Source organism: Streptomyces luomodiensis, assembly GCF_031679605.1.
Lineage (GTDB): Bacteria > Actinomycetota > Actinomycetes > Streptomycetales > Streptomycetaceae > Streptomyces > Streptomyces luomodiensis.
On sequence record NZ_CP117522.1, the window covers coordinates 7,603,150 to 7,618,107 of the forward strand.

Below are 14,958 nucleotides of genomic sequence, written 5' to 3' on the forward strand. Positions count from 1 at the left end.
AAGAAGAGGGCGGTGGGGACCTGGGGGGACTGGGCCGAACTGCTCCGCGTATCGGCCCTGTTCACGGTCCCCGGTGACGCCCTGGCAGGCGCGGCCGCGGCCGGCCGCGGCCCCAACCGGGGTACGGCGCTCGGGGTCTGCGCGTCGCTGTGCCTGTACGAGGCGGGCATGGCGCTCAACGACTGGGCGGACCGGGACGTCGACGCCGTGGAACGCCCCGGCCGCCCACTCCCGTCGGGCCGTATCGCCCCGGTCGCGGCGCTGACCGCCGCGACCGGGCTGACCGCCGCCGGACTGGCCTGCGCCGCCGCCGCGGGCCGCCCGGCCCTCGCCACGGCTACGACCCTGGCGGGCACGGTGTGGGCGTACGACCTGGGGCTGAAGAACACCCCCGCGGGCCCGCCCGCCATGGCCGCGACCCGCGCGCTCGACCTCCTCCTCGGCGCCACGGCCTCCGCCGGTCACCTGCGCCCGGCCCTGCGCCCGGCCGTCCTCCTGGGCGCCCACACCCTCGCGGTGACCACGGTCTCCCGGCGGGAGGCGGTCGGCGGCTCCTCGACGGCGCCCCTCGGCGCACTCGCGGCGGCAGCGGCGATCGCCTGGACGGCCACCCGTCACCCACCCCGCCCGGCCGCCACCCCGACCGGCGCGGGACCCGACCGCGTAGTGGTCCGCCACGCGGCGGTCGCGGCCGCACCCGGGGCCACCGCCCCGGAGCGTGGCCCGGCTGCCGGTGTCGCCGTCAGCCGGGGGCTCGGTCGCCTGCTGAGCCAGGGTGCGGGGAAGGCGCGGCGTGGTGGCCCGTCGGGGGGACTCGCCGGGGCCGTCCTGGCGGCCCCTGCCCCCATGAGAGGCGGCCCACCGGGCGGGCGGCGGGTCGGCCGTCGCCCCTCCGTGGGACCTGACCGCGTGGTGGGCCGCTCCGCGGTGGTTGCGGCCGCCGCAGGGGTCGGCAGCGCGGTTGGCCGGAGAATCGCTCGTGCGGGTGGCCAGGGCGCGCAGTTGCGGCGGGGCGGCCCGTCGGGGCGACTCGCCGGGTCCGCCGTGGCGGGCTTGGCCGCCGGCGTGGCCAAGCGACATGCGGTGGCCACGGCCCGCACCGGGCGCGGTGGCTCACCGGCGGGGTGGCCCGCCCGGCGGGGCACCCGAGGCGCGGGCGCTTGGCACCGCACGCGATCGACGAGCCGCTTCGCGGCCGTCGCGGCGGCCGTGCTCGCCGGGGGGTACGTCGCCACGGTCGCCCGGCCGTTGGCGCACGCCGCGCTCAACCCCTCCCCGTACCTCCTCCAGCGCGCCGTCGGCAGTGGCATCCGCGCGACGATCCCGCTTCAGGCCGTACTCGCCTCCCGCGCCGGGGCGCACCGTACGGCCGCCGGGCTGCTCGCGCTCGTACCCGTCGCCCGCCGGCTGGCGAGAAAGGTGAGCGCGACATGAGCCGCCCCACCCCGGAAGCCCTCCGCTTCGCCTACGGCACCAACGGTCTGACCGACCTCCGCCTGACCGACGCCCTCGCGCTGCTCGCCGACCTCGGCTACGACGGCGTCTCGCTGACCCTCGACCATATGCACCTCGACCCACTCGCCCCGGACCTCGCCTCCCGCACCCGCCGAGTCGCCCGCGACCTCGGGCGGCTCGGCCTCGGTGTCGCGATCGAGACCGGCGCCCGGTACGTCCTCGACGCCCGGCGCAAGCACCACCCCACCCTTCTCGACCCGGACCCCGAGGCCCGCGGCGCCCGCGTCGATCTGCTGCTGACGGCCGTCCGGGTGGCCGCCGACCTCGGGGCGCCGGCCGTGCACTGCTTCAGCGGAGTGCTGCCACCCGGTGAGTCGGAGCGGACGGCGTGGCGTCGGCTGGCGGACGCCATCGGGCCGGTGGCCGACGCCGCCGGGGCGGCGGGCGTGGCCCTGGCGATCGAGCCGGAGCCGGGGCATCTCCTCTCCGACCTCGCCGGATTCCACCGGCTGCGCACGGCGCTCGGCGACCCGGCGGCCCTCGGCCTCACCCTCGACATCGGCCACTGCCAGTGCCTGGAACCGGCCCCGCCCGCCGAGTGCGTCCGCGCGGCGGCGCCATGGGTGCGGCATGTACAGATCGAGGACATGCGGCGCGGGGTCCATGAGCATCTGCCCTTCGGCGACGGAGAGATCGACTTCCCGCCCGTGCTGGAGGCGCTGCGCGCCACGGGCTACCGGGGGCTCGTCGGCGTCGAACTGCCTCGCCATTCACACGCCGGTCCCGAACTGGCCCGCACCTCCCTGCGCTTCCTCAAGGACGCCGAACGGCTCGCCGAACGCGCCGCGATCGAGGGAGGCGTCCGGTGCTGACCCCGAGGGAACTGCGCGTCGCCGTGGAGAAGCGCCTGGACGAGGCCGGACGCGCCTGGCTGGACCGGGCCCTGACGGAAGCGGAAGCCGCGAAAGCGGCGCATACCGGCCCGCAGCCCGGCGCTTCCGGTCCCGCCCGCTGGGAGCTGGACTTCGCCTCCGCCGGCCGCCACGTCCGCCCCACACATGCCCGGCAGGCCGGGAACACGCAGCGGCCCGAAGGCACCCCCGAGACCCGCGAGGCCCGCGACACGCGTGAGGCCCCGGGCACTCGTGAGGTCCCGGGCACTCGCGAGGCTCCCGGTGCCCCGGAGGTGCTGGGTGCTCGTGAAGTCCCGGGCACTCGCGAGGCCTCGGGTGTCCGTGAGGTCTTGGGTGCCCTGGAGGTGCCGGGCACTCGCGATGCCAGCGAGGCTCGCGACGCGCGTGAGGCCCCGGGTGTCCCGGAGGTGCCGGGTGCCCGTGGGGCCCCGGGTGTCCCGGAGGTGCCGGGTGCCCGTGAGGCCCCGGGTGTCCCGGAGGTGCCGGGTGCCCGTGGGGCCCCGGGTGTCCCGGAGGTGCCGGGTGCCCGTGGGGCCCCGGGCGTCCCGGAGGTGTTGGGTGCCCCCGAGGGCGCCCGCGATGCCAGCAGGGCGCGCGATGTGCGTGAGGCCCGTGTGGCCCCGGGCGCCCGCGAAGTCCACGGCAGCCGCGGACCCCACCGCGCCCGAGAGGCCCGAGAGGCCGGGGCGGCACCGGATCTCCCCGACGCCGTCCGCGTCCTGCTCCTGCACGCCGCCAACGTGGACGCGCGTACAGCCGCGAGGCTGTACGCGCACGGCACCGGTGCCGAGCGCCGCGCCGTGCTCCTCGCGCTGCCGTATCTACGTATCGACGGGGCGGACGCCGTTCCCCTCGTCGAGGACGCCCTGCGGACCAACGACACCCGGCTCGTGGCGGCCGCCGTCGGCCCGTTCGCCGCCCGTCACCTCTCCCCGCACAGCTGGCGGCAGGCCGTGCTGAAGTGCCTGTTCACCGGCGTCCCGCTGACCGCCGTCGCCGACTGGGAGCGCCGTGCGCGCGGCGACGCCGAGCTGGCCCGCATGCTCACCGACTACGCCCGCGAGCGCACCGCCGCCGGCCGCCCCGTGCCCGGCGACCTCGACCCCGTGCTGGCCCGGACCCGCGCCCCGCTCGGCGAGGAGCCCCTGACCCGAGCCCCGTCCCGAGAGGCGTCCCTGCCCCGCGCCGTGTCCCGCGAGGAGTCCTGATGCGCATCTTCGATCCCCACATCCATATGACCTCCCGCACCACCAACGACTACGAGGCCATGTACGCCGCGGGGGTGCGCGCCGTCGTCGAGCCGTCCTTCTGGCTCGGGCAGCCCCGCACCTCGCCCGCCAGCTTCTACGACTACTTCGACTCCCTCCTCGGCTGGGAGCCCTTCCGGGCCGCCCAGCACGGCATCGCCCACCACTGCACCCTGGCCCTCAACCCCAAGGAGGCCAACGACCCGCGCTGCGTCCCCGTCCTGGACGAGCTGCCGCGCTACCTCGTCAAGGACGGCGTCGTGGCCGTGGGCGAGATCGGCTACGACTCGATGACCCCCGCCGAGGACGCCGCCCTCGCCGCCCAGCTCCAGCTCGCCGCCGAGCATGGTCTGCCCGCCCTCGTCCACACCCCGCACCGCGACAAGCTCGCCGGTCTGCGGCGCACCCTCGACGTCGTCCGGGAGTCCGCGCTGCCCCCCGACCGCGTCCTGGTCGACCACCTCAACGAGACCACCGTCGAAGAGGCCAAGGACAGCGGCTGCTGGCTGGGCTTCTCCGTCTATCCGGACACCAAGATGGACGAGGAGCGGATGGTCGCGATCCTGCGCGCGTACGGGCCCGAGCGGGTGCTGGTCAACTCCGCCGCCGACTGGGGGCGGAGCGATCCGCTCAAGACCCGCAAGGTCGGTGACCTGATGCGCGCCGAGGGTTTCACCGAGGACGACATCGACCTGGTGTTGTGGCGCAACCCGGTCGCGTTCTACGGGCTCAGCGGCCGTCTGGACCTGGACCTCGACAGTGAGGAGACCGTGGCCACCGCCACCCACGAGGGCAACTCCATCCTGCGCGGCGGCGCCCCGGCCACCCCGGCCACCTCGACCCCGGTCACCCCGGCAACCTCGACCCCGGCCACCCCGGCAGCCGCTGCATCGACGGGACGGTGAGTACCCCATGCGCTTCCGCCACCCCGACGGCTCCACCGTCCACCTCGCCTACTGCACCAACGTCCACCCCGCCGAGGACCTCGGCGGCGTCCTGGAGCAACTGAAACTGCACTGCGAACCGGTGCGCCGCCGCCTGGGCCGCGACCGGCTCGGCATCGGCCTGTGGCTGGCCCGCGACGCCGCCCGCGCCCTCAGCGCCGATCCCGCCGAACTGCGCCGGCTGCGCACCGCGCTGGACACCCGTGGTCTGGAGGTGGTCACCCTCAACGGCTTCCCCTACCAGGGGTTCGGCGCCCAGGAGGTCAAGTACCGCGTCTACACACCGGACTGGACCGACCCGGAGCGGCTGGAGCACACCACCCACCTGGCCCGGCTGCTGGCCGCGCTGCTGCCCGACGACATCGCCGACGGCTCCGTCTCCACCCTGCCGCTGGCCTGGCGCACCCCCTTCGACGCCGACCGGGCCCGCGCCGCCCGCCGCCACCTCACCACCCTCGCCCAGCGGCTCGACGCCATCCAGGAGCTCACCGGGCGCTCCGTCCGCATCGGCCTGGAGCCCGAGCCCGGCTGCACCGTCGAGACGACCGCGCAGGCCATCGAGGCGCTCACCGGGCCCGGCGGTCCGCCCCTGGAGCGCATCGGCGTCTGCCTGGACACCTGCCATCTGGCGACGCAGTTCGAGGATCCGCACGCGGCCGTCGACGCGCTCACCGCCGCCGGGGTCCCCGTCGTCAAGGCGCAACTGTCCGCCGCGCTGCACGCCGAGGACCCGGGCCGGCCCGCCGTACGGGAAGCCCTCGCGGCCTTCGCCGAGCCCCGCTTCCTCCACCAGACCCGCACCCGGGCCGCCGGAGGCGGCGTCCACGGCACCGACGACCTCGACCAGGCGCTGGCCGGCGGGCTCGACGACACCGCGCCCTGGCGATCCCACTTCCACGTGCCGCTGCACGCCCCGCCCGAGCCCCCGCTCACCTCCACCCTCCCCGTGCTCGCCGACGCCCTCGCCCGCCTCGTCGGCGGGCCCGCCCCGCTGACCCGCCACCTGGAGGTGGAGACCTACACCTGGCAGGCGCTCCCGCCCGAGCTGCGGCCCCGCACCCGCGAACGGCTCGCCGACGGCATCGCCGCCGAACTGGCCCTCGCCCGCGATCTGCTCACCGACCTCGGCCTCAAGGAGCTGCCATGAGCGCCCCGAGCCACGGGAGCGGCCCGACCCCGCTCCTCGTCCTCGACGTCGTCGGGCTCACCCCACGCCTGCTGGACCACATGCCCCGTCTCAAGGCGCTCGGCCGCTCCGGCTCCCACGCGGCGCTGGGCACCGTACTGCCCGCCGTCACCTGCGCCGCCCAGTCGACGTTCCTCACCGGCACCACCCCCGCCGAGCACGGCATCGTCGGCAACGGCTGGTACTTCCGCGAGCTGGGCGAGGTGTTGCTGTGGCGGCAGCACAACGGGCTCGTCGGCGGCGACAAGCTGTGGGACGCCGCCCGCCGTGTCCACCCGGACTACACCGTGGCCAACGTCTGCTGGTGGTACGCGATGGGTTCGGACACCGACATCACCGTCACCCCGCGCCCCGTCTACTACGCCGACGGCCGCAAGGAGCCGGACTGCTACACCCGGCCCCCCGAGCTGCACGACGAGCTCACCGAGAAGTTCGGCACCTTCCCCCTCTTCCACTTCTGGGGCCCCGGCGCCGACCTGGTCTCCTCGCGGTGGATCATCGACGCCACCCGCCACATCCTGCGTACCCGCCCCACCGATCTGGTCCTGGCCTACCTCCCGCACCTGGACTACGACCTCCAGCGGTACGGCCCCGACGATCCCCGCGCCCACACCGCCGCCGCCGAGCTCGACACCGCCCTCGGCCCGCTGCTCGACGACGCCACCGCCCGCGGCCGCACCGTCGTCGCGCTGTCCGAATACGGCATCACCCGGGTCTCCCGGCCCGTGGACATCAACCGGGCGCTGCGCCGCGCCGGGCTGCTGGAGGTGCACACCCAGGACGGCATGGAGTATCTGGACCCCGGCGCCTCCCGGGCCTTCGCGGTCGCCGACCACCAGCTGGCCCATGTATACGTGCGGCGCGCCGAGGACCTGGACGCCACCCGCACCGCGCTGGCCGGTCTCCCGGGGATCGCCGAACTCCTCGACGACGCGGGCAAGAAGGCCCACGGCCTGGACCATCCCCGCTCCGGGGAGCTGGTCGCGGTCGCCGCGCCGGACGCCTGGTTCACGTACTACTACTGGCTCGACGACGCCCGCGCCCCCGACTTCGCCCAGCTGGTGGAGATCCACCGCAAGCCCGGCTACGACCCGGCCGAGCTGTTCATGGACCCCAAGGACCCCTATGTGCGAGTGCGGGCCGCCACCGCGCTGGCCCGCAAGAAGACCGGGATGCGCTACCGCATGGCCGTCGTCCCGCTCGACCCCGCCCCGGTGCGCGGCAGCCACGGCCGCCTCCCGGACCGAGACGAGGACGGGCCCGTCCTCCTCTGCTCCCGGCCCGGCGCGGTCGGCGGCCGGGTGGCCGCCACCGATGTGAAGACCCTGCTCCTCCGACTCGCCGGCCTGACGAACGCAACCGAAGGAGACACCCCGTGAAGAGCGCCCACGACCACCCCGAACTGGCCGAGACCCTTCGCCGCCGCAGATTCCTCGGCGTCGCCGCGGGCGCCACGGCCGCCGGTCTGCTCGGCACCGGCACCGCCGCGGCCGCCCAGACGGGCACCACCACCGCCGCCGCCCAGCGCGGCCGGGGCGGTCCGCTGGTGCCCCGCGGCCATCTCGGCATCCAGCTCTACACCCTCCGCGACCAGGTGCAGTCCATCGGCTTCGCCCGGGTCTTCCAGGAGCTGGCCCGGTACGGCTACGACCAGGTGGAGTTCGCCGGATACACCCAGGGGTCGGCGGGCGCCATCACCCTCGAGCAGCTGAAGCGGCTGATGCGGGACCACGGGCTGCGCGGTATCGGCAGCCACGTCGGCTACTACTCCGACGACCCGAAGGCCTACACCTTCGCCACCAACCTCACCCAGGTGCTCGACGACGCCGAGGCGCTGGGCCTGCCGAACGTGGGCACCGCCTCCGGGCCCTGGCGCTACGGCACCACGGTGGACGGCTGGAAGCGGTGTGCGGAGGAGTTCAACACCTACGGCGCGGCGGCCAAGGCGCGCGGGCTGAAGTTCTACCAGCACAACCACGCCGAGGAGTTCTCCTTCGCCACCGACCGGCCGGACGTCCGGCTCTACGACGTGCTGCTCGCCGAGACCGACCCGGAGCTGGTCCACCTGGAGATGGACATCTACTGGGCGTACGTGGCCCAGTACCGCTTCGGCAGGAAGGCCGACGGCTCCCCGGCGCCCTTCGAGCCGCTGGACTACGTGTTGCGCGCTCCGCACCGCTATCCGCTCTTCCACGTCAAGGACGGCGAACACGACGAGACCGTCCCCGACGGCTACCGGATGGTGGACGTCGGGGACGGTGACATCGACTACCGCCGTTTCCTGACCGCGGTCGGCAGGACCCATGGCGGGCGCCGTGACCACCACTGGATGGTGGAGCACGACCAGCCCGCCGATTCGCTCACCACCGCCCGCCGCTCCGGCCGCTATCTGCGGTCGCTGCGGTGCGGCGGACGGGGCTGAGCGAGGGCCCTGTCACCGACCTCGGCGGAGAGAACGGCTAGACCGCCTCGCGGCTGATCGGGTGCGGGTTCGGGGCGATGCCCCGGATCCGCGGCCGGCCGGGCTGCCGCAGCAGCAGGGCCACCGCGGCGGCCACCATGGAGATGCCTCCGGCGAGCGCGTACGCGCCGTCGTAGCCCCAGGCGTCGACCACCATGGAGCCGAGGCCGCCGCCGAACAGCCCGCTGATCAGCTTTCCGCTGTAGACCAGGCCGTAGTTGGTGGCGTTGTAGTTCTCCCCGAAGTAGTCCGGGGTCAGCGCCGCGAACATCGGGTAGAAGGCGCCGCCGCCGAATCCGGAGAGGAAGGCGAAGAAGAGGAACAGCACCTCGTTGTGGATGTTGCCGGCCCAGATCACCCCGAACTGGGCCAGGCCCAGCACGACGATGACGAACACCAGGGTGGTCTTGCGGCCCCACAGGTCCGAGAGCCAGCCGACCACACCGCGTCCGATGCCGTTGATGACGGACATGATGCCCATGGACGAGGCCGCGACCAGCGGGCCGAATCCCACGTCCTTGGCGTAGTCGACCTGGAAGGAGATTCCGAAGATCGACACCCCGGCGGTGAGCACCAGGGACACCCACATCAGGGGCAGCATGCCGGTCCTGATGGCTTCCTTGGGCGTGTACTGCCGCACCGCCGGAGGGTTCTTCGCCAGGCTCGCCGCGCTCTTGGCGTTGCCGGAGTAGCCGATCGGGTCGATGTCGGCGGGCCACCAGTTCTTCGGCGGGTCCTTGAAGAACCAGGCGCAGATCGCCACGATGATCAGCACGTAGACGCCGATGAGGTCGAGGACCTCGTCGTAGTTACCGGTGTCGAACCAGTAGTTGAAGATGAAGATGAACGGCAGCGCGCCGTAGGCGAAACCGCCGTTGACGAAGCCCGTCTTCGCGCCGCGCCGCTCCGGGAACCACTTGCCCACCATGTTGATGCAGGTGGCGTAGACGAGTCCGGAGCCGAGCCCGCCGACGACGCCGAAGCCGACGATCGCCGCGAAAACGTTGTCGAGGTGGGCGAGGGCCACGAAGCCGATCAGACACAGCCCCGACCCCAGGTACATGGCCCTGCGGGCGGTCAGTAACCCCTTCTCCCGCAGCCATCCGGCGGGGAAGGCGATACCCGCCTGGAAGAACACCCAGACGCTGAGGATCCAGAAGGTGTTGCTCTGGGTCCAGCCGTGCGCGTCCGAGAGCGTGTCCTCCGCCGAGCCGTACGCGTACTCGGACACGCTGATGGCCATCATCGCGACCCACGGCAGATAGACCATCAGCTTCCGGCTGTGGCCCAGGATGTCGCGGTCGGTCTCGCCGATGCGATACGTGCGTCCCTTGCTGTCCTGCACTTCCCGGTAGGGGAGAACCCCTTCCGGCCGTTCTGCTGTGCTCATGTCGTCCCCTTGGCTTCGAAGGAACCCGGCCAGCGCCCCCTGTCCAAACTCTTCGTGCTCCGGGAAACGTGGCCGGCTATGTCGTGAGCAGCCCCGCTGACCTGGCCCAGCGGTACTTGGCGCCCAGGACGGCCACCGGCTTCTCGGTGGTGTACGGATAGGCCACCACCCCGCGCTCGAAGAGGTACGCGCACGCCTCCTCGACCTCGGTGTCACCCGCGAGCGAGGCCACCACCGGTTTCGAGATGCCCCGCTCCCGGAATTCCGCCACGACCCGCGCGGTCAGCTCGGCGAACACCATCGGCGGGGTGACGATGGTGTGCCAGTAGCCCAGCACCAGGGCGTGGATCCGCGGGTCCTCCAAGCCCAGCCGGATGGTCGCCTCGTAGGTGGCCGGCGGTTCGCCGCCGGTGATGTCCACCGGGTTGCCGGCCGCGCCGAACGGCGGGATGTAGCGGCGGAAGGCGGCGTCCAGATCCTCCGGGATCTCCATCAGGGAGAGCCCGTTGTCGACGATGGCGTCCGACAGCAGCACCCCGGAGCCCCCGGCGCCGGTGATGATGACGACGTTGTCACCCTGGGGGGTGGGCAGCACGGGCAGCGCCCGCGCGTACTCCAGCATCTCGTTCAGGCCCGGTGCCCGGATCACCCCGGCCTGTCGCAGGATGTCGTCGTAGACCGCGTCGTCCCCGGCCAGCGCTCCGGTGTGGGAACCGGCCGCCCTGGCGCCCGCCGCCGTACGGCCCGCCTTGAGCACCACCACCGGCTTCCTGGGCACCGTGGCCCGCGCCGCCGCCACGAAGGCGCGGCCGTCCTTGAGGTCCTCCAGGTGCATCGCGATGCACTGGGTGCGGTCGTCCTCACCGAACCAGGTGAGCAGGTCGTCCTCGTCCACGTCCGACTTGTTGCCGAGGCCGACGATCGCCGAGACACCGGTCCTGGTGGTCCGGGCGAAGCCGAGGATCGCCATCCCGATGCCACCGGACTGCGAGGTGAGCGCCACCGGGCCCTTGACGTCGTAGGGGGTGCAGAAGGTGGCGCACAGGTCCTGCCAGGTGGAGTAGTAGCCGTAGATGTTGGGCCCCAGCAGCCGGGTCCCGTGTGCCTCGGCGATCTCCACGATCCGCTGCTGGAGCTCGTGTTCACCGGTCTCGGCGAAGCCGGACGGGATCAGCACGGCGTTCGGGATGCCCTTGCGGCCGACCTCCTCCAGCGCGGCGGGCACGAACTTCGCGGGGATCGCGAAGACCGCCACGTCCACCTCGCCGGGGACGTCTCCGACGCGTCGGTACGCCTTGCGGCCCAGGATGTCGTCGGCCTTGGGGTTCACCGGGTGGATCTCGCCGGGGAAGCCGCCGTCGATGAGGTTGCGCATCACCGAGTTGCCGATCTTGCCGGGCTCGTTGGAGGCGCCCACCACCGCCACCGAGCGCGGCTGCATCAGCCGGCGCATCGTGCCCAGGATCTCCTCGCGCGAGTAGCGGCGGCGGGGCGGCGGGGGAGCGTCGCCGATCAGCAGCCGCACATCGGCGGCGAGCACCCCGCTCGCGGTGGCGAACACCGGGTTGAGATCGACCTCGGTGATCTCGGGGAAGTCCGCCACCAGCCGGGAGACCCGCACGATCAGGTCGGCGAGCGCCCCGCGGTCCACCGCCTCCCCGCCCCGCACCCCGCGCAGCACCTCGGCGGCGCGGATCCCGTCCAGCATCGACAGCGCCTCGTCCTCGCTCGCCGGGGCCAGCCGGAAGGTGATGTCCTTCAGCACCTCCACCAGCACCCCGCCGAGCCCGAACGCCACCACCTTCCCGAAGGTGGGGTCGGTGACCGCGCCGACGATGACCTCCTGTCCGCCGTCCGGGATCATCTGCTGCACCTGGACGCCCTGGATGCGGGCCTTCGGGTCGTAGGTGCGGGCGTTGGCCACGATCGCGGTGAACGCCCCCCGCACCTCGGCGCCGGACGTCAGCCCCACCCGGACCCCGCCCGCGTCGGTCTTGTGCAGGATGTCCGGGGACACGATCTTCAGGACGACCGGGAAGCCGATCCGGTCGGCGAGCGCCACCGCGTCGTCGGCGGACTCCGCCAGCCCCTCGGCCGGGGTCGGGATGGAGTACGCGTCGGTGATCCGTTTGCCCTCGGGCGCGGTCAGGGCCGTGCGCCCCTCGGCGCGGGCGGCGTCCAGCACCGCGCGCACGGCGTCCTTGTCGTACGTCACCGTCAGATCACTCCGTCCGTCTTGAGCAGCCGCACTTCCTCGTCGCCGAGCCCCAGCTCGCCGATGTAGATCTCTTCGTTGTGCTCACCCAGCAGCGGGGAGCGCTCGACCCGGACCGGGGAGTCGGAGAGCTTCAGCGGGGAGCCGACCGTGGTGAAGGAGCCGCGCTCGGGGTGGTCGACCTGGACGATCATCTCGTTGGCCGCGAGCGACGCGTCCTCCACGATCTCCTTGGTGGACAGGATCGGCCCGCACGGGATGTTGTGGGCGTTGAGCCGCTCCAGCACCTCCCACTTGGGCAGGGTGCTGGACCACTCCTCGATCAGCTGGAACATCTTGGCCAGCTTCGGCAGCCGCGCCTCGGGCGTCGCCCACTCCGGGTCCTCCGCCAGCTCCGGGCGGCCGATCAGCTGCGTGATCGGCGCCCAGCCGACCGGCTGCACGATGACGTACACGTAGTCGTTGGGCCCGCCGGGCGCGCATTTGACCGCCCAGCCGGGCTGGCCGCCACCGCTGGCGTTGCCACTGCGCGGCACCTCGTCGCCGAAGTCCTCGTTCGGGTACTCCGCCAGCGGCCCGTGCGCCAGCCGCTGCTGGTCGCGCAGCTTCACCCGGCACAGGTTGAGCACCGCGTGCTGCATCGCCACATTGACCCGCTGGCCGCGCCCGGTGTGGACGCGCTGGTAGAGCGCGGCGAGGATGCCCGCCACACAGTGCACCCCGGTGCCGGAGTCGCCGATCTGGGCGCCGGTGGCCAGCGGCGGACCGTCCTCGAAACCGGTGGTGGACATCGAGCCGCCCATGGCCTGCGCGACCACCTCGTACGCCTTGAACTTGGTGTACGGGCCCTCGCCGAACCCCTTGATCGAGGCGTACACCAGCCGGGGATTGATCTCCTGGATGCGCTCCCAGGTGAACCCCATGCGGTCCACCGCGCCCGGACCGAAGTTCTCCACCAGCACGTCGCTGCGGCGGATCAGCTCGGTCAGGATCTCCTTGCCGCGTTCGCTCTTGGTGTTGAGGGTGATGCTGCGCTTGTTGCAGTTGAGCATCGTGAAGTAGAGCGAGTCCACGTCCGGGAGATCCCGCAGCTGCTTGCGGGTGATGTCGCCGCTGGTGTTCTCCAGCTTGATCACATCCGCGCCGAGCCAGGCGAGCAGCTGGGTGGCGGACGGACCGGACTGCACATGCGTCATGTCGAGGACACGGATGCCGGCCAGGGCTTGACCGGGCTGGGCTTGACCGGGCTGGGCTTGATTGGCCTCAAGAGCCTGGGACATGGTGCGGCTCCCTCACTTGTACATCGTCTGGTTCATCGTTCCGGGGGCGTACGCGTCCGGGTCCACCCAGACGTTGATCAGCGACGGCTTGCCGGACTCCCGGGCGCGGCGCAGCGCCGGGCCGATGTCCGCCGGGTCCCGGACCTCCTCGCCGTAGCCGCCGAGCATCCGCGCGAACTGGTCGTAGGGCACATCGCCGAGGGTGTTGCCGACCCGCTCGCGCTCCTCGCCGTACTTGGCCTTCTGGCCGTAACGGATCTGGTTCATCGAGGAGTTGTTGCCGACGATGCCGACGAACGGGAGGTCGAAGCGGACCAGCGTCTCGAAGTCCCAGCCGGTCAGGGAGAACGCGCCGTCGCCGAAGAGCGCCACCACCTCCTTGTCGGGGCGGGCCTGCTTGGCGGCCATCACGAACGGCACCCCGACGCCGAGCGTGCCCAGCGGTCCCGGGTCCATCCAGTGGCCGGGCGACTTGGGCTGGACCACCTGACCGGAGAAGGTGACGATGTCGCCGCCGTCGCCGATGTAGATCGAGTCCTCGGTGAGGAAGTCGTTGATCTCGCTGACCAGGCGGTAGGGGTGGATGGGGGAGGCGTCGGAGCGGAGGTTGGGCAACCGCTTTTCGAGCGCCTTCTGCTCGGCGGCCCGCAACTCGTCCAGCCACTCCTTGCGCTTGCCCGCGCCGCCGTTGATGCGCCCCGAGGCGGCCTGGGTGACGGCGGAGAGCACCAGCCCCGCGTCGCCCACGATGCCGAGGTCGATGTCGCGGTTCTTGCCGACCGTGCGGTAGTCGAGGTCGATCTGGACCACGGTGGCGTCCGGGGAGAGCCGCTTGCCGTAGCCCATGCGGAAGTCGAAGGGCGTGCCGACGATGATGATGAGGTCGGCGCCCGCGAACGCGTAGCGGCGGGAGAGCTGGAAGTGGTGCGGATCGCCGGGCGGCAGCGTGCCGCGCCCCGCGCCGTTCATGTACGCGGGCACATTGAGGGTGCGCACCAGCTCGATGGCCGCGTCGGTGGCGCGGGTGGTCCACACCTGACTGCCCAGCAGGATCGCCGGCTTCTCGGCCCGGACCAGCAGGTCCGCGAGCTTCTGGACGGCCTCGGGGTCGCCGGCGCTACGGGTGGAGGCGCGGTAGTGCCCGGCCTGGGGGACGCGGGCCGTCTCCACCGGCACCTTGGCGTCCAGCACATCGCGCGGGATCTCCAGGAAGGAGGGGCCGGGGGCGCCGTGGAAGCACTCGCGGAAGGCCATGGAGACCATGTCGGCGGCGCGCGCGGTGTCCGGGACGGTGGCGGCGAACTTGGTGATCGGCGCCATCATGTCGACGTGCGGAAGGTCCTGGAGCGACCCCATCTTGTGCTGGCTGTGGGCGCCCTGGCCGCCGATGAGGAGCATGGGTGACTCGGCGCGGAAGGCGTTGGCGACGCCGGTGACCGCGTCGGTGGTGCCGGGGCCGGCGGTGACGACGGCGCAGCCGGGCTTGCCGGTGATCCGGGCGTAGCCGTCGGCGGCGTGGGCGGCGACCTGTTCGTGGCGTACGTCGATGACATCGATGCCCTCGTCGACGCAGCCGTCGTAGATGTCGATGATGTGGCCGCCGCAGAGGGTGTAGATGACCTCCACGCCCTCCGCCTTGAGTGCTTTGGCGACCAAGTGCCCGCCGGAGATGAGGTTCTGGCTGTCGTCGGGCATGGCGAATCGCGTCCCTTCGTAGGGGTCGGTGCTGCTCCGCAGGTGGATCGATGGATCGTGGATTGCATACAGTCGACGTTATCCTGTATGAACTTTGTTATCCCACCATCGGCCGAGCGATGTCCAGGGGGCGTGCGCCACTCGTTCGATCCAGCGCCGGATCAAGCGCTG

At 72.6% G+C, this 14,958-nt stretch carries 11 protein-coding genes; 7 read left to right on the forward strand and 4 right to left on the reverse strand.

What is annotated here, in order from left to right:
• The first annotated feature begins 12 nt into the window (after positions 1-12).
• The 7 genes from PS467_RS41945 to PS467_RS32140 all read left to right on the forward strand — a co-directional run bounded on the left by PS467_RS41945 (position 13) and on the right by PS467_RS32140 (position 8,168).
• Positions 13-1,434, forward strand: coding sequence for an SCO3242 family prenyltransferase (locus tag PS467_RS41945; RefSeq protein WP_432280661.1), 1,422 nt, complete (start codon positions 13-15; stop codon positions 1,432-1,434).
• On the forward strand, positions 1,431-2,327 hold the full coding sequence (locus tag PS467_RS32115; protein WP_311038140.1) for a sugar phosphate isomerase/epimerase family protein: 897 nt from the start codon (positions 1,431-1,433) through the stop codon (positions 2,325-2,327). Before PS467_RS41945 ends, PS467_RS32115 begins: the two co-directional genes overlap by 4 nt.
• A 593-nt stretch (positions 2,328-2,920) precedes the next feature.
• Positions 2,921-3,577, forward strand: a complete 657-nt coding sequence (locus PS467_RS32120) for an EboA domain-containing protein (protein ID WP_432280769.1) — start codon at positions 2,921-2,923, stop codon at positions 3,575-3,577.
• Positions 3,577-4,521: a TatD family hydrolase gene (locus PS467_RS32125; RefSeq protein ID WP_311038141.1), complete on the forward strand. Its 945-nt coding sequence runs from the start codon at positions 3,577-3,579 to the stop codon at positions 4,519-4,521. The genes PS467_RS32120 and PS467_RS32125 overlap by 1 nt, the downstream gene beginning before the upstream one ends.
• Before the next feature lie 7 nt (positions 4,522-4,528).
• Positions 4,529-5,707, forward strand: a complete 1,179-nt coding sequence (eboE, locus tag PS467_RS32130) for a metabolite traffic protein EboE (protein WP_311038142.1) — start codon at positions 4,529-4,531, stop codon at positions 5,705-5,707.
• Complete coding sequence (locus PS467_RS32135) at positions 5,704-7,125, forward strand: alkaline phosphatase family protein (RefSeq protein WP_311038143.1); 1,422 nt, start codon at positions 5,704-5,706, stop codon at positions 7,123-7,125. Before eboE ends, PS467_RS32135 begins: the two co-directional genes overlap by 4 nt.
• Positions 7,122-8,168 (forward strand): sugar phosphate isomerase/epimerase family protein, encoded by a 1,047-nt coding sequence (locus PS467_RS32140; RefSeq protein ID WP_311038144.1) that lies wholly within the window; start codon positions 7,122-7,124, stop codon positions 8,166-8,168. The genes PS467_RS32135 and PS467_RS32140 overlap by 4 nt, the downstream gene beginning before the upstream one ends.
• A gap of 37 nt (positions 8,169-8,205) precedes the next feature.
• Here the strand turns inward: PS467_RS32140 and PS467_RS32145 are convergent, their stop codons facing one another.
• From PS467_RS32145 to PS467_RS32160, 4 genes are all read right to left on the reverse strand, one after another.
• On the reverse strand, positions 8,206-9,597 hold the full coding sequence (locus tag PS467_RS32145; RefSeq protein WP_311038145.1) for an OFA family MFS transporter: 1,392 nt from the start codon (positions 9,595-9,597) through the stop codon (positions 8,206-8,208).
• A 76-nt stretch (positions 9,598-9,673) separates the two neighbouring features.
• Positions 9,674-11,812: an acetate--CoA ligase family protein gene (locus PS467_RS32150; protein WP_311038146.1), complete on the reverse strand. Its 2,139-nt coding sequence runs from the start codon at positions 11,810-11,812 to the stop codon at positions 9,674-9,676.
• Between the two features lie 2 nt (positions 11,813-11,814).
• Complete coding sequence (gene frc, locus PS467_RS32155; RefSeq protein ID WP_311038147.1) at positions 11,815-13,092, reverse strand: formyl-CoA transferase; 1,278 nt, start codon at positions 13,090-13,092, stop codon at positions 11,815-11,817.
• A gap of 12 nt (positions 13,093-13,104) precedes the next feature.
• The gene (locus PS467_RS32160; RefSeq protein ID WP_311038148.1) at positions 13,105-14,787 is read right to left on the reverse strand and encodes a thiamine pyrophosphate-binding protein; all 1,683 of its coding nucleotides are present in this window, start codon (positions 14,785-14,787) and stop codon (positions 13,105-13,107) included.
• Between the last annotated feature and the right edge of the window lie 171 nt (positions 14,788-14,958).